The sequence below is a fragment of the Streptomyces sp. DSM 116795 genome (assembly GCF_055792905.1).
Window position 1 is genome coordinate 4,060,805 of sequence record NZ_CM147707.1, and the last position, 18,268, is coordinate 4,079,072.

General features: G+C 71.8%; 22 protein-coding genes. 4 read left to right on the forward strand and 18 right to left on the reverse strand.

Features of this window, described 5'->3' with window-relative positions; translation table 11 throughout:
• Positions 1–30 precede the first annotated feature (30 nt).
• Together ACSMXX_RS17550 and ACSMXX_RS17555 are read right to left on the reverse strand one after the other, a co-directional pair.
• On the reverse strand, positions 31–1,272 hold the full coding sequence (locus ACSMXX_RS17550; protein WP_473179638.1) for a phosphotransferase: 1,242 nt from the start codon (positions 1,270–1,272) through the stop codon (positions 31–33).
• An 81-nt stretch (positions 1,273–1,353) separates the two neighbouring features.
• Positions 1,354–2,229 (reverse strand): GntR family transcriptional regulator, encoded by an 876-nt coding sequence (locus ACSMXX_RS17555; protein ID WP_473179639.1) that lies wholly within the window; start codon positions 2,227–2,229, stop codon positions 1,354–1,356.
• A gap of 227 nt (positions 2,230–2,456) precedes the next feature.
• Here ACSMXX_RS17555 and ACSMXX_RS17560 point away from each other — a divergent pair, with 227 nt between their 5' ends.
• Entirely contained in the window at positions 2,457–2,633 is a 177-nt protein-coding gene (locus ACSMXX_RS17560) for a hypothetical protein (RefSeq protein ID WP_473179640.1), read from the forward strand.
• A gap of 77 nt (positions 2,634–2,710) precedes the next feature.
• On the opposite strand, the gene ACSMXX_RS17565 is transcribed toward ACSMXX_RS17560, so the two are convergent.
• The 3 genes from ACSMXX_RS17565 to ACSMXX_RS17575 all read right to left on the reverse strand — a co-directional run bounded on the left by ACSMXX_RS17565 (position 2,711) and on the right by ACSMXX_RS17575 (position 5,821).
• Positions 2,711–3,961 carry a GNAT family N-acetyltransferase gene (locus tag ACSMXX_RS17565; protein ID WP_473179641.1) on the reverse strand — a complete coding sequence of 417 codons (1,251 nt, stop codon included), beginning with the start codon at positions 3,959–3,961 and terminating at the stop codon, positions 2,711–2,713.
• A 199-nt stretch (positions 3,962–4,160) separates the two neighbouring features.
• Positions 4,161–5,123, reverse strand: a complete 963-nt coding sequence (locus ACSMXX_RS17570; RefSeq protein WP_473179642.1) for an asparaginase — start codon at positions 5,121–5,123, stop codon at positions 4,161–4,163.
• A 77-nt stretch (positions 5,124–5,200) separates the two neighbouring features.
• On the reverse strand, positions 5,201–5,821 hold the full coding sequence (locus ACSMXX_RS17575) for an RsiG family protein (protein ID WP_473179643.1): 621 nt from the start codon (positions 5,819–5,821) through the stop codon (positions 5,201–5,203).
• Between the two features lie 220 nt (positions 5,822–6,041).
• On the opposite strand from ACSMXX_RS17575, the gene dtd reads away from it, so the two are divergent.
• Positions 6,042–6,467, forward strand: coding sequence for a D-aminoacyl-tRNA deacylase (gene dtd / locus ACSMXX_RS17580; RefSeq protein WP_473179644.1), 426 nt, complete (start codon positions 6,042–6,044; stop codon positions 6,465–6,467).
• Positions 6,468–6,568: 101 nt separating this feature from the next.
• Here dtd and ACSMXX_RS17585 read toward each other — a convergent pair whose 3' ends face one another.
• From ACSMXX_RS17585 to ACSMXX_RS17645, 13 genes are all read right to left on the reverse strand, one after another.
• A complete protein-coding gene (locus ACSMXX_RS17585) occupies positions 6,569–7,042 on the reverse strand; it encodes a VOC family protein (RefSeq protein ID WP_473179645.1) in 474 nt (157 codons plus the stop codon).
• Positions 7,039–7,980 carry a helix-turn-helix transcriptional regulator gene (locus ACSMXX_RS17590; RefSeq protein ID WP_473179646.1) on the reverse strand — a complete coding sequence of 314 codons (942 nt, stop codon included), beginning with the start codon at positions 7,978–7,980 and terminating at the stop codon, positions 7,039–7,041. The genes ACSMXX_RS17585 and ACSMXX_RS17590 overlap by 4 nt, the downstream gene beginning before the upstream one ends.
• Before the next feature lie 43 nt (positions 7,981–8,023).
• Entirely contained in the window at positions 8,024–8,995 is a 972-nt protein-coding gene (gene ygfZ / locus ACSMXX_RS17595) for a CAF17-like 4Fe-4S cluster assembly/insertion protein YgfZ (protein WP_473179647.1), read from the reverse strand.
• Positions 8,996–9,057: 62 nt separating this feature from the next.
• Positions 9,058–9,576, reverse strand: coding sequence for a Fur family transcriptional regulator (locus tag ACSMXX_RS17600; RefSeq protein ID WP_473179648.1), 519 nt, complete (start codon positions 9,574–9,576; stop codon positions 9,058–9,060).
• Positions 9,577–9,598: 22 nt separating this feature from the next.
• On the reverse strand, positions 9,599–10,192 hold the full coding sequence (locus ACSMXX_RS17605) for a heme-binding beta-barrel domain-containing protein (RefSeq protein ID WP_473179649.1): 594 nt from the start codon (positions 10,190–10,192) through the stop codon (positions 9,599–9,601).
• Positions 10,193–10,569: 377 nt separating this feature from the next.
• Positions 10,570–10,953 carry a DsrE family protein gene (locus ACSMXX_RS17610; RefSeq protein WP_473179650.1) on the reverse strand — a complete coding sequence of 128 codons (384 nt, stop codon included), beginning with the start codon at positions 10,951–10,953 and terminating at the stop codon, positions 10,570–10,572.
• Positions 10,954–11,107: 154 nt separating this feature from the next.
• Positions 11,108–11,395, reverse strand: a complete 288-nt coding sequence (locus tag ACSMXX_RS17615) for a DUF1416 domain-containing protein (RefSeq protein WP_473179651.1) — start codon at positions 11,393–11,395, stop codon at positions 11,108–11,110.
• Between the two features lie 50 nt (positions 11,396–11,445).
• Positions 11,446–12,285, reverse strand: coding sequence for a sulfurtransferase (locus ACSMXX_RS17620; RefSeq protein ID WP_473179652.1), 840 nt, complete (start codon positions 12,283–12,285; stop codon positions 11,446–11,448).
• A gap of 265 nt (positions 12,286–12,550) precedes the next feature.
• The gene (locus ACSMXX_RS17625) at positions 12,551–12,634 is read right to left on the reverse strand and encodes a putative leader peptide (protein ID WP_368073287.1); all 84 of its coding nucleotides are present in this window, start codon (positions 12,632–12,634) and stop codon (positions 12,551–12,553) included.
• 253 nt (positions 12,635–12,887) lie between these two features.
• Positions 12,888–13,598, reverse strand: coding sequence for an LmeA family phospholipid-binding protein (locus tag ACSMXX_RS17630; protein WP_473179653.1), 711 nt, complete (start codon positions 13,596–13,598; stop codon positions 12,888–12,890).
• 138 nt (positions 13,599–13,736) lie between these two features.
• Entirely contained in the window at positions 13,737–14,648 is a 912-nt protein-coding gene (locus ACSMXX_RS17635; protein WP_473179654.1) for a hypothetical protein, read from the reverse strand.
• Positions 14,645–14,911 (reverse strand): MoaD/ThiS family protein, encoded by a 267-nt coding sequence (locus ACSMXX_RS17640; protein WP_473179655.1) that lies wholly within the window; start codon positions 14,909–14,911, stop codon positions 14,645–14,647. Before ACSMXX_RS17640 ends, ACSMXX_RS17635 begins: the two co-directional genes overlap by 4 nt.
• Positions 14,912–14,980: 69 nt before the next feature.
• Positions 14,981–16,009 carry an alpha/beta hydrolase family protein gene (locus tag ACSMXX_RS17645; RefSeq protein ID WP_473179656.1) on the reverse strand — a complete coding sequence of 343 codons (1,029 nt, stop codon included), beginning with the start codon at positions 16,007–16,009 and terminating at the stop codon, positions 14,981–14,983.
• Between the two features lie 203 nt (positions 16,010–16,212).
• Between ACSMXX_RS17645 and ACSMXX_RS17650 the strand changes: the two genes are divergently transcribed.
• Positions 16,213–16,998 carry a winged helix-turn-helix transcriptional regulator gene (locus tag ACSMXX_RS17650; protein WP_473179657.1) on the forward strand — a complete coding sequence of 262 codons (786 nt, stop codon included), beginning with the start codon at positions 16,213–16,215 and terminating at the stop codon, positions 16,996–16,998.
• A 133-nt stretch (positions 16,999–17,131) separates the two neighbouring features.
• The gene (locus ACSMXX_RS17655) at positions 17,132–18,169 is read left to right on the forward strand and encodes a LacI family DNA-binding transcriptional regulator (protein WP_473179658.1); all 1,038 of its coding nucleotides are present in this window, start codon (positions 17,132–17,134) and stop codon (positions 18,167–18,169) included.
• The last annotated feature ends 99 nt before the right edge of the window (positions 18,170–18,268 follow it).

Genomic DNA, 18,268 nt, shown 5'->3' on the forward strand with positions numbered 1-18,268 from the left:
GCTCCGCGGTGGTGGCGCCCCTTCCGCGGCCTACGGCGGGGTACCCCAATATCCCCTGCGCGGGCCACGGGGTACAGCGCGCAGGCGATGAGGCAGTGCCTGCTCGTCCCGGTGCCAGGTGCGCAGCGCCCGCTTCACGGCTTGAAGGTCGGGGACGCTGACCGGGTTCAGTGCTTTGCGGGCGCGCGACAGCGCCCAGTGCACCGAGGCAGCGGCGACGTCGAAGTCGCTCTCGGTCGCGGCGGGCGGCAGTGCACGCGCCGCGCGAATGGTGTCGGGGAAGACGGACTGCGCGCACTCGAAGTCGAGGTAGATGCGGAAGTCCTGCTCCATCCCCACGAGCCGGTCCTGCCGCCCGCGTCGGCGCATCTCACGTCGCCAGAGCCCGATCAGACGCCGACGCTCTCCCTCGGTGTAGTTCATCCGCACCACATGGGTCGCAAGCTCATGCAGCGGGTCGCCGTACAGAGCCAACTCCCAGTCCACGAGGGCGAGATCGCCGTTTCTCCGGGTGAGCAGATTGCCCCGGTGGATGTCGGTGTGCAGCAACGAGTAGGGCCGTGGCCGCAGCAGCTTCGCCTCGCGGGTGAACCGCTCGACTGCGTCGTCGGGGATTCTCAGTTCCCGGAAAAGGGCGCCGAAGCGCGGCCGGTTGCGCTCGAAGACCTCATGGTGGGCGAAGGCGGCGAGGTTCTGGAGGAAGCGCGTGCTGTCGCCGTCGGTCCGCCAGGCCGACGGGAGCTTCGGCAGGTCTCGTGCGGGGACGTCCCCGAGTTCTCCGAAGAGAGCGGCGATCCGGTGCAGGGTCCCGTCCCCGACGGGCCTGCCGGGTGGCGCCACTTCAGCCAGCGGAACGCCCTCGACGTATGTGTGCAGGGCACGGTTGCCGATGGTGAGAAGCGCGTGAGGCACATGCGCAATGTGCGGTCGAACGGCGCGGAGCACCGCTCCCTCGTGCCACACCCGAGGCAGCACCTGGAAGGTGCTCCGCCTGGTGCGGAACTTGGCCAGCCGGCCGGGGGACTCCCGCACTATCGAAGCGAAGGGCTCGCTCAGTGCCACGACGTAGTTGTGGTGGTGGTGCCCCTGGAGGAGGAAGCCGCCGGGGCGGCGCCGGTGCAGCTCGAAGTGCCACCACAGACGGCAGCGTTCCCAGACGGGATGGGAAGTGCCGCCGTCCTCCGGGCTCGGCGGCGCGGCCTGGAGCGAGGGCGTCCCGGCCCGGGGGCCGGACGGAGGGGCCTCGGCCTCAGGGGCGGAGGGAACAGTCATGCGCGCCACCGGATGATGACTCAGAGGAACGTGAGTGCGCTGAGACTACAGCCTCCAGAGTGGCGCCGATGCCGATCGGCATCAGCCGTACGAGAGCGGCGTGGCGATCGTCGTCCAGAGGGACTCGAACCAAGCCTGGGCGTCGCGTACGAATGCAGTGTCCGCCTTGCCGTGGCTGCCCGAGGAGCCCGTGAAGCGGAAGAGGGCGGTGTCGAAGCCGAGGACGTCGAAGATGTCCAGCATCTCTCCCTGGTACGTCACCTCGTCACGCACCACGTGGTAGTAGCCCATGAGTGCTTCGGTGCCGTTGAGGATGTAGAGCTTCTGCAGGGGTGTCGCGGCCACCGTCCGTATCTCGAAGGAGACTTCGGGCACGTCGTATCTGTCCCTGAACACCTCGAGGCTCATGCGCAGCGCCGTCGCCCATGTCCTCTGCAGTTCGTGGAGGCGGTCCAGCGGGCGCCGGTCGTCGGCGTCCACAACCAGACGGGGCAGGGCGAGGTACGCCTCAGAGCTCGGAATGATCACCCGCACCGTGATGGAGCGCGGGGAGAGGGTCCCGTCGACGATCGAGCGGTGCGGCCGGGCAAGGGCGTTGTTGAGCGTCTCCGTCGTGAGGGAGTACGTGTCGATCGTGACGTCCTCGGCGCGGAAGGCCTCGTAGAGACGCTCGGCCAGCTCGGTGCCGGCCGGCTTCGGTGCCTCGTGGGAAGGGCCGGCCCGTGCGACGGTCGGCGGTGCGCCGCGGCCGGTGTCCGTGAGGAGTCCCTGCCGCTTGAGGTCGTGGAGGGCCTGGCGGACCGCCGTGCGGTTCACGCCGAACTCGCCGGCCAGGTCCTTCTGCGTGGGGATGCGGCTGCCCGGGGGCAGCTCACCGGAGTCGATTCGCTCACGTAGCGCTGCGGCGACCACTTCGTGCGGGGGCCGTGCGCCTTTCGCGGGGCTCGTCCTGTTCACACCAAGACGGTACAACTTCGGCCCAAGCACCGGGAGTTGTTGGTCAACTGTTTTCAATCTCCGGCCAAGTGGGCAGACTTCGAATAAGTTGGCGGACAACTTCGCACAGATGGTGGCCAAGTTCGGCAGGTATCGCCAAGTGGGCGTGGCTGCCCGCCAACACAGAGCGCTCCCGTTCCCGCCTGTCCGACGACGTACGGGCCCGTGCTCGACGAAGGGGGAATGCCATGCCTGTGTTCGCTCTCGCTATCGCGGCCGCCGTGATCGGACTCGAGCGACTGGTGGAGTGGCAGTTCGGTGCCCTCGGGGTCATCGGCTGCGTACTGCTCAGCGTCGGTGTGAAGGCGAAGAACATCACGTGCAGCTGTATCGGCGCCGTCGTACTGACGATGCTGATCGTCTGACCACGCGGCGCGCGGTTCCGACCCACGCCATCCGCGCGCCGCGTGCCCTTTCCGGTTCTGCGGGACGCCGCCGCGCGTCAGAAGATGTCCGGGCACCACGCCCGGCGCGGCGTGCGGAAGAGGGTGTCGGCCGACTCGGCGGCACCCTCCCGGCGTTCCTCGACGCGCCCCAGCGACGCGAGCCGCACGGCCGACTCGTCGCCGAGGAAGAGCGTGCCCAACTCGGCGATGTCCAGGGCGAGATCGGGGCTGTCCTGTGTGGTCTTGCAGGTGGCGCCGTCCGGGCCGGCCTCCAGCCGGTAGCGGCCGCCCGCGAGCCCGGCCGAATCGTGCAGATCGAGCACGAGCGCACCGCCGACGGCGTAGCGGCGGCCCTCCAGCATGCGCGGGACGTCGAGGGGGCGCAGCCACAGGAAGTCCGCGTGGGTGTCCAGCCTGGCCGCGCGCGGGTCCGGCAGCAGCAGCGGCAGCACGTCGTCGGGGGCCCGGTATCCGGAACGTACGCGGGCGATCCAGTCGATGGAGAGTACGAAGTGCCACAGGGCGCGCTCCGCGGCAGGCGTGAGGGCGGTGAGGCACTGCACCTCGGCGGTGTTCTGCGGGAGTTTGGCGTCCCAGCGCTCGCGCACCGTCCATGAGACGAAGCCTTGCGGCTCGCCCTGCCCGTCACGGTGGACGGCGTGGAAGGGCGGGGTGAACTCGTCGCCCGGGTAACGGCGTTGCCCCGTGTGTATGCGCCACCAGCGGTCGGGACGGTCGATGACGCCCTGGGAGTGCGGCAGGGCGCGGTGGCGCTCGTGCAGCGTCCGCCCGACGCTGCGGATCTCCTCGTCGTCCGCGAGGTCCACCCGGCCGCCGTCACCGGGGCCGGAGTGGCGCTTGTCGAGCCCCGCGCGGGCGACGTCGACCTCCCACTCCGCGGTCCAGGCGGCGGGGCCGAAGCCGTAGCGCCCGTAGATCGGGTACTCCGCGGAGATCAGCGAGGCGAAGGCGTCGCCGCGCTCCTTCGCGGCCGTGAGGGCGCTGCCCATCATGCGCGTGAGCAGGCCGCGGCGCCGGTGGGTCGGGGAGACGGTGACGTTCGTGACCGCGCAGGACGGAAGGGCCGCGCCGCCGGGAACGGTCATCTCCTGGGAGAACGTACGGAAGGTGCCCACGCACCTGCCCCCGTCGAACGCGCCCTGCGTACGGGACGGATCGATGTCGGGGGTGCGGACGGCCATCTCCTCCTCGGACACGGTCCCGCCGCGCAGGAAGCCGACGGCCACCGCGCGGAACCAGCCGGGCAGCTCGTCGCGGGAGGTGAGGGTGCGGATCTCCAGGGCCATGCCGGTCACGGTATGCGGGGCCGGCGGAGCACCGCACCTGGATTACGGCCCGGCGGCAGCGGGCGGGCCGGGGTGGGGTTCCCCGGCGCGGGAACCGGGGGCGCGCATGGTTCCGCGGGCCGCCGGGCCCAGCCGGGTGCCCGCCCCCGGAGCGTGCCTCCGGGCCCCCGGGCCCCGCCGGTGCTCCCGCCCCGAGGCCTCAGAACGCCGCGCGCACCTCGCCGACCCGTCGCCCGCCGCCCATCAGCGGGGAGTCGGCGATACGGCCCAGCACCGGGGAGTCGACCCCGAGAAGTCCGAGCGTGCGGGCCAGTACCGGGCCCACCGCGCGGTTGCCGCCGTCGTGGATCTTGAAGGCGAGGGCGCGGCCGTCGGGCAGGGCCGCCGCCTGCACGGACTCCGCCCCCACCTTCGCGATCGCTCCCGGCACCTCGCTCATCAACCAGGTGTCGATGCGCCGCGTGCCGGCGACGTACTCGGGGTGCGCGCGCATGGCTGCGGCGACCCTGCCCTCGGCGCTGTCCGAGGGCGCGAGCGCGAGGGCGCGGAAGACGCGGGCCAGCCCAGCGGGTGTGATCGCCATCAGGGGAGCGCCGCAGCCGTCCGTACCGACGTGGGTCACGGGATCGCCGGAGAGGGATTCGAGGGTCTCCGCGACCAGCTGCTGCAGCGGGTGCGACGGTTCCAGGTAGGTCTCCTGCGGCCAGCCGTTCGTCGCGCAGGTGGCGAGCATCGCGGCGTGCTTACCGGAGCAGTTCATGGCGACGCGGCTGCGGGCCGCCTCCTCGGAGCCGGCGGAGGCGAGGGCGTGCGCCGCCTCGGCCTGGTCGAGGGGGAGTTCGGGCGGGCACTGCAGCAGGTCCTCGGTCAGCCCGTGCTCGGCGAGCATCTTCCGTACGAGGTCCAGATGGAACGGTTCTCCCGAGTGGCTCGCGGTGGCCAGGGCCAGCCGGGGCCCTGAGAGTTCCAGTCCGGCCCGGAGCATGGCAGCGGCCTGCACGGGCTTGTTGGACGAGCGGGGGAAGAAGGCGGCGTCGGGATCGCCCATCGACAGCTCGGTGCTGCCGTCCGCGGCGAGCACGATCAGCGAGCCGCGATGGTGTCCCTCGACGAAACCGGAGCGTACGACTTCGGCCAGCACCGGGGGTATCCCGTACGGCATGAGCGGGGGCCTTTCAGTTCACCACCCCCGGCCCTTCGCACGGCTCGCGGGCCTTCGGAGGGCCCGGCCGCACACAGTCAGGGGAGCAGGTCGTCGACTTGCGCTTCGCCCTCACGGTACCTGCGTGCGATTTCCCTGCTGCACGCGTCCGCCGTGCGCTGCATCACCTGCCGCCGCTGCGAGACGTGCTGCTCGTAGCCGATGAGGCGGGCCATCGCCTCCTGCAGCTCCTCGTCCGTACGTGCGGTGAGGTCGCTCAGCTCGACCTGCGCCAGCATCTCCTCGGCCAGGGAGCGGTATTCGTCGCTCTGCGGCGTGCCCAGCGTGACGTGGCGCGCGGAGCTGCGGTGGGTGGAGGGACCGTCGGCCAGGATCTGCGGGAGCAGGTCCAGCAGGGGCGAGCCGGGTGCGCTGCGCCGGGCGAGTTCGGCACGGAGGATGTCGATGCGCCCCTGGAGAAGCCGCCGTACGTAGCTCAGTTCGCCCTCCTCCTGCTTGGCGTCGCGCAGGAGCGTGCGCAGTTCGGGCAGCCGCCGGGCGTGCAGGTCGGGGACTTCGCCCTCGCCGTCACCGGCGGTGGCGCCGGCGCGGGTCGTCGCGGTCGTGGCCGGGCCGGTACGGGCGGCCGGCAGATCCCCGGGGGTACCACCCGGGCCGAAAGGCCCAGGGGGAGTACGGGCGGCGCCGGTAGCGCTCATGGAAGGTGTCCCCTTCATCCTTATTGCCGCAATAGCGGTGAGAGCAGCGGTACGTACCGCGTGTACGCATCGTGCCACTGCGGAGCGCTCCTGCGCAGCGATGTCGCCCCCATCCGGGCCATACGAACTCCCCCTGGGCCTTTCGGCCCTGGGGGTACAGCCCGGGCCGCAGGCCCAGGGGGAGGTACCCCCAGCCGAGCCGCACGGCATGATGGCCGGCATGCGAGCTGTGGTGCAGAGAGTGAACGGCGCGAGCGTCGCCGTAGCCGGAGAGACGGTCGGGGAGATCACCGGCGAGGGGCTGTGCGTACTGGTGGGAGTCACACACGACGACTCGGCTGCCAAGGCCGCCCAACTCGCCCGCAAACTCTGGTCGGTGCGGATCCTGGAGGGCGAGAAGTCCTGCTCGGACGTGGGTGCTCCGCTGCTTGTCATCAGCCAGTTCACGCTCTACGGCGATGCGCGCAAGGGCCGCCGCCCCACGTGGAACGCCGCCGCACCCGGACCGGTGGCGGAGCCGCTGGTGGACGAAGTCGTCGCGCAGCTCCGCGAGTTGGGCGCCGAGGTCGCGACGGGCCGGTTCGGCGAGCAGATGAAGGTGTCGCTGACGAACGACGGCCCGTTCACGGTGCTGCTGGAGGTCTGACGGGCCCGGCAGGGGCCCGGCCGGGCCTGCGAGGGCACCGTCGGCCCGCCCGGCCCGGCCGGCCCGCCCGGCCCGCGGGGTGCCGGACGAACAGACCTGTCTCAGGGCCTCGGTTCGCCGGGGTAGTAGCCGAAGGACCACAGATTGCCCTCCGGGTCGCTGATCGTGAACTCGCGGTTTCCGTAGTCCTGATCGGCCAGTTCGCGCGTGATCGTCACACCCGCGGCCTTCACCCGCCCGTACAGGCCGTCGACGTCATTAGTGACGACGTAGGCGCCGAAGGTGCCCGGCGGCCTGCTCCACTCGGTGTCCGGTTTGTGCGAGCCGAGCATGATCCCGCCGCCCTCGGGCCAGTCGAGCTGGCAGTGGGCGACCTGGTCGCCGTCCTCGTGCACGGCTGTCCGCAGGAAGCCGATCTTCTCCACCAGGAAGTCGATCAGCGCGTGCGCGTCGTGCGCCTGCAGGACCGGCCAGACGGTCGGCGCGGGGGCCGAGGCGGTGCCCGAGTCCGTACCGGTGCCGGTGCTGGTTCCGGTGTTCGTCGTGTTCGTCGCGTTCGTCGCAGAGTCGGTCATGTCTCCCACTCTTCGCCGTTGCGGTGGCCTCCCGCTTGGATATTCCGGCGCTCTTCGGCGACCCACGCGCTCGGGCTCAGGTCCGTGTACTGCTGGAAGTCACGGACCAGGTGCGAGTGGTCGTAGAACCCGCACCGTGCGGCGATCTCCGAGAGGTCCGGCGCCGTTCCTGTTCCTCGCCGTGACGGAGGCTCCCCCGCGACCGCGCGGGCCACCTCCTGCCGGGCCCGCTCGAACCGCATCAGCCGGCTGATCTGTTTCGGCCCCGCGCCCACCTCACGCCGGAAGAGAGTGGTCAACTGCCGTCGACTGAGCGCCACATGCCGCGCCATCGCGTCCAGCGACCCGGCCCCCCGGCGGCCGGCCATCCACTTCCACGCCTCGGCCACCTCGGGCCGCACCTCCGCGCGGCGCCCGTCGTCCCGCGCCCGCCGCCGCAGGTACTCGGTCAGGATGGCGAAACGCTCCTCCCAGCTCTCGCGCTCGCGCAGCCGCTCGTGGACGTCCACCGCGGACCGGCCCAGGATGGACGCGCCCTCCCCGGCCGACTGCGTCAACTCGGCCGCCGGCATGCCGAGCAGCGCCCGTGCCGCCAGCGGGTGCACGGCCAGTTGCACTCCGGTCTGGCGGGAGGGCTGGACGATGTACACCGGCCGCTGATGCAGACCGCCGACGATGATCTCCTCGCGGTAGGCGTGCCCCCCACGCGCCTGCTCCGGGGTATCGCCGCCCACGACCGGGCCTTCGAGGGAGAAGATCAACGTCAGCCAGGGAGCGGGCAGCCCCCGGTGCAGCTGTGGACTGGCGTCCTCGTCCGCCGAGCTGTATCCGACGGTCGACGCCACCATCGCGCCCAGGGTCCGCGGCGCCCGTACGAACTCGTACGAGGCCGGGGTGGGAGGCGCGGCCGCCCGCTCGATGCCCCTTGCGAAGGCCATGCGTCCAGCGTACGCAGGCCGGGCCGCGTACACACCGTGCCCGTCAGGGGGCGACGACGACCTCCTGGGCAGCCGCCGTCGCGTCGTCCCCGACGGTCAGCGCGGCGTCCACGGGGACGTTCCGCTTCACCAGAGCCATGGCGATCGGGCCGAGCTCGTGGTGGCGGGCGGAGGTGGTGACGAAGCCGAGCTTGCGCCCGTCCGGTCCGTCGCCGGCGAGCCGTACGGCGTCGCCGTGCACGGGCAGGCGCACCTCGCTGCCGTCGAGATGGAGGAAGACGAGGCGGCGCGGCGGCTTGCCGAGGTTGTTCACGCGGGCGACCGTCTCCTGGCCGCGGTAGCAGCCCTTGTCGAGGTGAACGGCAGTGCCCAGCCACCCCAGCTCGTGCGGGATCGTGCGGTGATCGGTCTCCATGCCGAGCCGCGGCCGGTGGTCCTCGACGCGCAGCGCCTCGTACGCGAGCAGGCCGATCGCGGAAGGGCCCGACTCCGCGAAGGACTTCAGCGCGGGGCGGGGCAGGAAGAGGTCACGCCCGTGCGCCGTCTCCCGTACGACGGTCCCCTCCGGAGCCTCGGCGATGGAACCGGCCGGGAGGTGCACGACCGCGAACTCGTCCGTACGGTCGGCGATCTCGACGCGGTAGAAGAACCGCATGCTCTCCAGATAGGCGATCACGGCGCCCTGCGTACCGGGCTCGGTGTGCATCCACACCGTCTCCCCGTCGTCGACGAGGTAGAGCGCGTGCTCGATGTGCCCGTGCGCGGAGAGGATCAGGGCCTCCGTGGCGTGCCCCGGCGGGAGTTCGCTGACGTGCTGCGTCAGCAGCAGATGCAGCCAGGAGAGCCGGTCCGCGCCGGAAACGGTGACGACCCCGCGGTGGGAGAGGTCGACGAAGCCGCCGCCCTCGGACAGCGACCGCTGTTCCCGGAAGAGATCGCCGTAGTGCGCGGCGACGCCTTCGTCCTGGCCCTCGGCGGCGACGGCGCCGGGCAGCGAGAGGAGGGGGGAGTTCATGCGGCATCACCGGGCTGCACGAGAAGTGGGCGGATCGGGCTGTTGAAGGACATACGACCAGACTACGACGGGCTCCGGCGGCCGTTCGAAGAGCGCTCCCCGGCCGCAGGCGCCCCGGACTCCGGCTCCGGTTCCTCCGGCGGTGCCTGCCGTGCCTGCCCTTCCTGTGCCGCGCAGTCGGCGCAGCGGCCGAAGATGGCGAAGTGCTTCATGTCGGTGTCGAAGCCGAAGGCCGCGAGGAGGCTCTCGGTGAACGGTTCGGCCACAGACAGGTCCGCCTCGATCACCTCCGTGCAGTCCCGGCAGACGAGATGCATGTGGTGGTGCCGGTCGGCGAGGTGGTACGTCGGGGCGCCGTGGCCCAGATGTGCGTGCGAGACCAGGCCCAGCTCCTCCAGCAGCTCCAGGGTCCGGTAGACGGTGGAGATGTTCACGCCGCCCGCCGTGCGGCGCACCTCGGCGAGGATGTCGTCCGGCGTGGAGTGTTCGAGCTTGTCGACCGCTTCCAGCACGAGCTGGCGCTGCGGAGTCAGGCGGTATCCGCGCGCTCTCAGGTCGCTCTGCCAGTCGGTCGTCACCACATCGACAGTGTAGAACCGCGGCTCACTTGAAGAACGCGATGCCGTCGTCCGGCAGATCGCCCAGGTCCTTCTCGCTCAGGCCCTTCGCGACCTCGCGCAGGTCGACGGCCTTCTTCAGCTGCGCCGACATGTACGGGTGCAGCGGCACCCCGGGGGCGGAGCGCTCGCCGACCCACATCAGATCGCCGTTCACGTAGCCGTACAGCCGCTTGCCTCCGCTGTACTCGGCGGCGGACGGGGTGCGGGCGACGGCGTCGGTGGCCAGGTCGATCTGCGGCTTCTGGTCGGCCAGCTCGCCGTACCACACCTCGGCGACCCCCTGGTCGCGGATCATGACGACCTCGACCTTGCGCTCGGAGTCGATGCGCCAGTAGCCGGTCTCGGTCTCCAGCGGGCGCACCTTCCCGCCCTCGTCGTCGAGCTGCCAGCTGTGTGAGACGTACTCCAGGAAGTCACGGCCGTCGTGGCTGAAGGTGACCTCCTGCCCGAAGTTGCACTTGTCGCTGCCCGGTCCGTCCTCGCCGTCGAGGGCGGCGACGCCCGCGCCCTGCCAGCTGCCGAGCAGGAAGGCGAGGGGGACGAGGTCCGGGTGCAGGTCGGACGGGATCTCGATCATGGGAACTCAGACGGTCTATAGGGACGGTGGCCGGGGTGGGCGGCGGCTGCGGCTCGGCTGGCTGGGGGTACCTCCCGGGCCGCAGGCCCAGGGGGAGTGCCCGCGCCTGCTCAGCGCTGGCCCTGGTAGAGCTTCTTGAAGGCGAGGCCGGCGAAGGCCGCGGTGCCGACGCAGACCAGGACCATCAGAGCGGTGAAGAATGCCTCAAGCACGGGAGAGGTGCTCCTCGGATGTCGCGGCGAGTGCCGTTGACTTGCGTATGACGTACGGGGCCGAGTCTAGTCGCCGCACGGAGCACCCCGTACAGGGCCCGGGACGGCGGTGTACGGACGGCGGGTGTACGGAACGGTGGCGGCGACTGGCGGCGACCGCCGGGGTCAGTAGACGAGCGCCTGTACGTCCTCGCCCATGATCTCGCTGACGAAGACCTGCGCGCCCGCGATGCGGACCCCCTCCAGCACGTCCTTCTCCTCGATGCCGCGGCGTGCCGCGCACTGCGTGCACAGGGTGATCAGCCCTCCGGTCTGAACGCCGGAGATCAGCTCCGGCAGCGGTGCGGCGTGCGGCAGTTCGAACTCGGCGGCCCGGCCCGGCAGCGCGAACCACGCCGACTCCCCGGTGAGCCAGAGCGAGACCTCGACGCCGCTGGCGGCGGCCACCGCGGCGACGGTGAACGCCTGTGAGCAGCGCTCCGGCGCGTCCGCGCCCGCCGTCACCTTGATCACGAGCTTCTTGCCTGCTGTCGCTGTTCCGGGTGCCATGCGGCAACCCTATGCCGGGCCGCCTGTGCCGGGCCGTTTGTGCCGGCGGTGCAAGCGGCGGGGCCGTACAAGCGGCGGGGCCGTGCTCCGGGCGTTCACCCGGGGCACGGCCCTCGCAGATTTCCGCGGCGCGGCCGCGACGAAGCCGCGTACGTCACACGGCGATGGCGACCTCCGCCAGACCGCCGTCCTGCGCGACGACCGTACGGTCCGCGCTGGCGCCCGGCACCAGTGCCCGTACGGTCCAGGTGCCCTCGGCCGCGTAGAAGCGGAACTGGCCGGTGGCGGACGTGGGGACCTCCGCCGTGAACTCGCCGCCGGCGTCCAGGAGCCGCACGTATCCGGTGACGGGCTCGCCGTCGCGGGTCACGCTGCCCTGGATGGTGGTCTCACCGGGCTTGATGGTGGAGGCGTCGGGGCCGCCTGCCTGTGCTCCGCACATGGAACTTCCCTTCGGTTCTGTTCAGGTCGGGGTCCGGCCCAGGGGGACGGTCAGTCTTCGGTGCCGACGGCGACGGGGACGCCGACCAGCGAGCCGTACTCGGTCCAGGAGCCGTCGTAGTTCTTGACGTTCTCCTGGCCCAGCAGCTCGTGCAGGACGAACCAGCTGTGCGCGCTGCGCTCACCGATGCGGCAGTAGGCGATGGTGTCCTTGCCCAGGTCGACGCCTTCGCCTTCGTACAGCTCCGTCAGCTCCTCGTCGGACTTGAAGGTGCCGTCGTCGTTGGCCGACTTCGACCACGGGATGTTGCGGGCGCTGGGCACATGGCCCGGGCGCTGCGACTGCTCCTGCGGCAGGTGGGCCGGCGCGAGCAGCTTGCCGCTGAACTCGTCGGGCGAGCGGACGTCCACCAGGTTCTTGGTGCCGATCGCGTCGACGACCTCGTCGCGGAAGGCGCGGATCGAGAGGTCCTGCGGCTTGGCCTTGTAGTCGGTCTTCGGGCGGCTGGGCACCTCGGCGACCAGGTCGCGGGAGTCGAGCTCCCACTTCTTGCGGCCGCCGTCGAGCAGCTTCACGTCCTGGTGGCCGTAGAGCTTGAAGTACCAGTAGGCGTACGCGGCGAACCAGTTGTTGTTGCCGCCGTAGAGCACGACGGTGTCGTCGTTGGCGATGCCCCGCTCGGAGAGCAGCTTCTCGAAGCCCTCCTGGTCGACGAAGTCGCGCCGGACCGGGTCCTGCAGGTCCTGCTTCCAGTCGATGCGCACGGCGTTCTTGATGTGGTTCTTGTCATAGGCCGAGGTGTCCTCGTCGACCTCGACGATGACCGTCTTCGGGTCGTCGATGTGGTCCTGGACCCAGTCGGCGTCTACGAGGACGTCACTGCGGCTCATGGTTTCTCCTCCGGGCAGATAGCGGATGAGGCGGATGAAGCGGGGCGTACGGGTGCGGTGTGGCGGAGTGGGAGGGCGGATGCGCACGTACCTCGGGGGACCGTCGGGCGCGCGCCGAGGGCTGTGCGGCAGCCGTACGGCAGGAGGCCGGACGAGCAGCCGGTACGAGCGGCGGCGGGAGCGACGGCGGAGCCGTGCGGGCGGGGCGTTCGCCCGGCCTGCCCGCACGGCCCGGCTCAGGCGGGGCCTGGCGGGCCGGCAGCCGTCAGGAGGGGATGCGACAGAGCATCGCGGCGACGCGGCAGAGGTCGACTGCACGCCGTTTCGTGAGGTCCGCCTGTCGCTTCATGAGGACGATCGTAAGGACGGCGGAGGCCCTGTGTCACCGCGAATCCACATCGTGAGACGTACCCGACCGTGATTTGGGACGCCGGGCCGTTCCGCCGTGGCCGCGAGGCCGTCGCCGGCTGCGCGCGGAGGAACACCGGCCTGTCCCGCGGACGCAGCCGTCTCGTGGAGTGGGACGGTATGGAACGGTCCCGGCGGCGCCGCGGCTCCACCGGGACCTTCTCCGTACGAGTCGCTTGCTCACTCCACACGAGCTACTTGCTCAGCTTGACGTCCTTGCCGCGCACGGACAGTTCGATGCCCTCCGGGGTGGGCTCGACCTTCTCCAGCTCGATGCCGTCGGGGAGTCCCGCTATCTTCCGGGCGAAGTCGATCCTGCCCCGGATCGCGTCCTCGAGGCCGGGGATGTTCCCGCCCGGCACCTTGCCGGCGCGCACCTTCACCGTGTCGCCGCCGGAGACGCTGACCGAGCTGAGGACGCTGCGCTCGAAGGTCTGGCCGAGCACCGTGACGCTGCCGCTGACCTTGAGCCTGCCCTTGCCGCTGCTGTCCTGGCCGCCCCAGCCGACGTCCACGCCCTCCAGGGCGGCCTTCGTCAGGTCCTCGTACGAGACGAGTGCCGTGCCGCGGGCGCTGTTCGCGACGCCCGAGGAGTAGTCGTCGTTCAGGCGCACGTCCTGCAGCCGTGCGCTGATGCGGCTGACCTTCAGCTGGCCGCCCGGCGCCTCCGCCTTCATGCCGCTCATGTCGGCGTCGATCTGGCTCAGTTCCTTCCCGGCGACCTGGGTGAGGAAGGGGAAGCCCTTGATGTCGATGGAGGTCTTACCGGCGGAGGCGATGCCCTGCGCGCTCTTGATCTCCTCGGCGGCCTTGTCCTCGGCCAGCTTGACCGCCAGCCGGTCGGCGGCCACGAACAGCACCGCGAGGACGAAGAGGACGATGAGCCCTCTGCGTAGTGCGCGCATCTGCGATTACTCCCATGCTCCGGCCGGACAGGGCCTGACTTGGAGGTCCCGCCCAGGCCCGGAGGGCCGAGGGGGAGAGCTGTCGGACCCGGAGGGCAGGCGGGTCCCCGGGACTTCAGCGAGCCTAACCCGCCGTACTCAAACGAAGGCTCTGCCGAACAGATACACGGCAGGTGCCGCCAGGGTCAGCGGCAGCGCCACGCCCGCCGTCATGTGCACGAAGCGCGACGGATAGTCGTAGCTCGCCACCCGCAGACCGAGCAGCGCGCATCCGCCAGTGACCAGGCCCAGCACACTGCCGGCGGCCGCGGGCGCGGTGGCGGCGCCGTCACCTCCGAGGACGGTGAGCTGCCCGGCCGCCACGCCCGCTCCCGCCGCGGCGAGAAGCGCGACGGCGGGTGAGACGAACGGCGGCAGCGGCAGCGCCCGGGCGAGCGCGGCGACGGCGACGGCGGTTGCGCCCACTGTCACCGCGTCGGCGGTCGCCGCGTCGAGGGAGGCGAGGAAGCCCGCGGCGACGACGGTGAGGGCGGTCGCGGTGAACGCGGCGGTCAGGGCGTAGAGGCGCTCGTCCGGACCGGAGCGGTTACGCAGATGGAGCGTCAGGGTCAGCACGCACCACGCGCCGAGGGTGCCGATGATCACGGCGGGCGCGTGGCCCTCGTCGGCGAGCAGCAGGGAGACGTCCGTGGCCACCCCAGCGAGGAAGGCGAGTGCGATGCCCTGCCGCGCCGGCCACATCCCGTTCAGCCGGAACCAGCCCGCCGCCGTCACCGCCTGGAGCAGCGCGACGGCCACGGCCAGCGCCGCACCGCCGATCTGTGCCGTACCGGCAACCAGCAGCGCGAGCGCGCCAGTGACGGCTGCCGGGAGAAGGCCCGGCGCGATGAGCGGCGAGCCCTTGGCGCGGGGAGCGGGGGCGTCCGGGCGGGCGGTGCCGCCTGTGGCTGCCGCCGGTGCGGCGGCGGGGGACGGCAGCGGCCGGGACCGGGGGTGCTGCGCCGGCTGGGGCTGCTGTGCGCCCGGCCGTGTGGGGGAGTGCTCGCTCATGCGCAGCCTCCCGCGAACGGCGGGAGCACCTCGACGGTGCCGCCCTCGCGCAGCCGCACCGCGTCGTGTGCGCGCTTGCCGACGGGTTCGCCGTCGACGAGGAAGGAGCAGCGCAGCAGCACGCGCGCGAAGTCCGGGTGCTGGGTGTGCCGTTCGCGTGCGCCCTCCAGCGCGTCGGCGAGGGTCCCCGCCTCGTACTGCTCCTCGGCCGTCCCGGCCGCGGCCTTGGCCGCCGCCCAGTAACGGATCGTGCCACTCGCCATCGTGGGTCCTGCCCTCTCAGCCTGTACGTGCCGCGCCGCACCCCGGCCCGCGCGGTGTTGCGCGACCCATCATGCCGGGCCGGAGGGCGGGCCCGGCCACCGATCGCCCACCCAGGCGCCGATCCGGTGCAGCAGCGCGGACCCGGCTGCGTTCTCGGCATGACCGAAGTCCTCGACGAGCCACAGTTCCGTACAGTCCGGATCGCCCGCTGCGGCCAGCGAGTGCGGATGATCGACGGGGAAGTACGGGTCCTGGTCCCCGTGCACGACGAGCAGCGGAGTAGGTGCCAGCAGAGGCGCGGCGGCGACGGGCGAGAGCGGTACCGGGTCCCAGTCGCGCGGGTGGATGCGGGTGCGCAGGCCGTACCGGCAGACGAGCCGTCCCACCGGACGCTGGATCACCCAGTGCAGCCGCCGCATGGGCGCGGTGCCGCGGTAGTACCAGCGTGCGGGTGCGCTGACGGCCACCACGGCGTCGGAGTGGCCGGAGTGGTCGGAGTGGTCCGCGCGGGGACGGCCCGGCCCGGCGGATTCCCTGATGTCCGGGGTGCCGCCGACGCCCCCGTAGCCGCCCATGCCGCCGGCCCCGCCGAGGCGCTCCGTGCCGGGGTGTGCGCCCATGCGCCCCTCGTGCGCCTCGGGACGGTGGAGCGCGCCGTGCCGGACGACGACGGAGCCGCCCATGGAGAAGCCGACGGTCGCCACCCGCGCATGCCCGAGGGAGCGGGCCCAGCCCACCGCCGCCGCGAGATCGAGGACTTCCAGATCGCCGACCGTCGAGTGCCCGCCGGAGCCGCCGTGCCCGCGGAAGGAGAAGGTGATCACGGCTCCGTACTGCACGAACACCCGCACGGCCCGGCGCAGAGCGGGCCTGTCCGCCGAGCCGCTGAAGCCGTGCGCGAGCACGATCGCTCCCGGGGCCTTCCTGCTCCCGCCGCCCTCGTACGGGTCGTACGCGGCCTCGATCGGCACCCCGTCCGAGGCCCGCAGCACCGCTCGCAGCCGCACGGGACGCACGGGCCGCACGCCGCCGCCCCCGCTCACGGTGCGGGCGTCGGCACCGGAGCGAGCGAACTCACACTCCGCATCGTCACCCATGTCGGCTATTCTGCTCTGAGTGAAGGATCCGGGCAGCGTGGCCCCCCGGGTCCTTTTGTGCTTTCAGGAGCACTGTGCTTCCGGGAGCACCGAGCTTTCGGAGCACCGGGGTTTTCCCGGGCGCAGTGTGCTTTAGGAGGCATCCGTACGAAGCAGTGCCGTCCCGTACCGAAGTCCCCGAAGGGACCGAGGAAGGATCTGACGTGAGTTCGCTACTCCTGCTGACGAACGCCCTCCAGCCCTCCACCGAAGTGCTGCCCGCGCTCGGTCTGCTCCTGCACAACGTGCGCGTGGCACCCGCCGAGGGGCCCACGCTTGTGAACACCCCCGGTGCCGACGCCATCCTCATCGACGGCCGCCGCGACCTGCCGCAGGTGCGCTCGCTGTGCCAGCTGCTGAACCAGACCGGCCCCGGCTGTCCGCTGATCCTCGTCGTCACCGAGGGCGGCCTCGCCGCCGTCACCGCCGACTGGGGCATCGACGACGTGCTGCTGGAGAGCGCCGGTCCCGCGGAGGTCGAGGCGCGGCTGCGTCTGGCCACGGGCCGGATGCAGGGCGGTGCGGACGACGAACCGAGCGAGATCCGCAACGGCGACCTCTCCGTCGACGAGGCCACCTACAGCGCGAAGCTGAAGGGCCGGGTCCTGGACCTGACCTTCAAGGAGTTCGAGCTGCTGAAGTACCTGGCCCAGCACCCCGGCCGCGTCTTCACGCGCGCCCAGCTGCTCCAGGAGGTGTGGGGCTACGACTACTTCGGCGGCACCCGCACCGTCGACGTGCACGTACGGCGGCTGCGCGCGAAGCTCGGCCCCGAGCACGAGTCGCTGATCGGCACCGTACGCAACGTCGGCTACCGCTTCGTCTCGCCGGAGAAGGAGAAGTCGGCCGAGGCGAAGCGGGCGAACGCGGACGCACGCGCCGTCACGGACGCCGCCACCCGTCTCGTACGGGAGGCCGCCGGCGAGGGAGCCGGCGGGACGGCGGGCTGAGGCCGCGCACGAACGCCCGGCGGGGCGGCGGGCGAAGTCCGCACGGGGCGGCAGGCGAAGGCCCCGCGGGGCGGCTGCGCCCGTAACCCCTGGGCCCCTCAAATGCAGTACGCATCCCGCGTAGACTGCCCGGGTGGCCAGGGTGACGCGGGACGATGTGGCAAGGCTTGCGGGTACGTCGACCGCGGTCGTCAGCTATGTGATCAACAACGGGCCGAGGCCCGTCGCACCGGCCACACGCGAGCGCGTGCTCGCGGCCATCAAGGAGCTGGGCTACCGGCCCGACCGGGTCGCCCAGGCCATGGCCTCGCGCCGTACGGACCTCATAGGTCTGATCGTCCCCGACGCCCGGCAGCCCTTCTTCGCGGAGCTCGCACACGCGGTCGAGCAGGCGGCCGCGGAGCGCGGAAAGATGGTCCTCGTCGGCAACTCCGACTACCTCGACGAGCGCGAGGTGCACTATCTGCGGGCCTTCCTCGGGATGCGCGTCTCCGGTCTGATCCTCATCAGCCAGGGCCCCAGCGAGCACGCCGCCGTGGAGATCGACGCCTGGGACTCCCGCGTCGTGCTGCTCCACCGCCGCCCCGAGGCCATCGACGACGTGGCGGTCGTGCTGGACGACGTCGGCGGCGCGCAGCTGGCCACCCGTCATCTGCTGGAGCACGGCCACGAGTACGTCGCCTGCCTCGGCGGCATCGACTCGACACCCGAGTCCGGCGACCCGGTGACCGACCACGTCGAGGGCTGGTCCCGCGCGATGGAGGAGGCCGGGCGCTCCGTGGAGGGCCGCCTCTTCCAGGCCCCGTACAACCGGTACGACACCTACCGGCTGGCGCTCGAACTCCTTGGCGGCCCGGACCGTCCCACCGCCGTCTTCTGCGCCACCGACGACCAGGCGTTCGGTGTGCTGCGTGCCGCGCGCGAACTGGGTCTGGACGTACCGCAGGATCTGGCCGTCGCGGGCTTCGACGACGTGAAGGAGGCGGGCCTGACCGACCCGCCGCTCACGACCGTCGGCTCCGACCGCGAGGGAATGGCGAAGGCCGCGGTCGACCTGGTGCTGGACGACGGGCTGCGGGTCGCCGGCTCCCGGCGGCAGCGCGTACGGCAGTTCCCGGCGGGGCTGGTCGTGCGGCGCTCGTGCGGGTGCGGGAGTCCGCCGAAGCGCTGAGGTGCCCGGGGCCCGTGACCGGTGCCTCGTGCCCGGAGCCCGGTGCCTCACGTCCGCGCACGCCCCCGAGCGCTGAATGCGCACCCTGCCCGCTGCCTG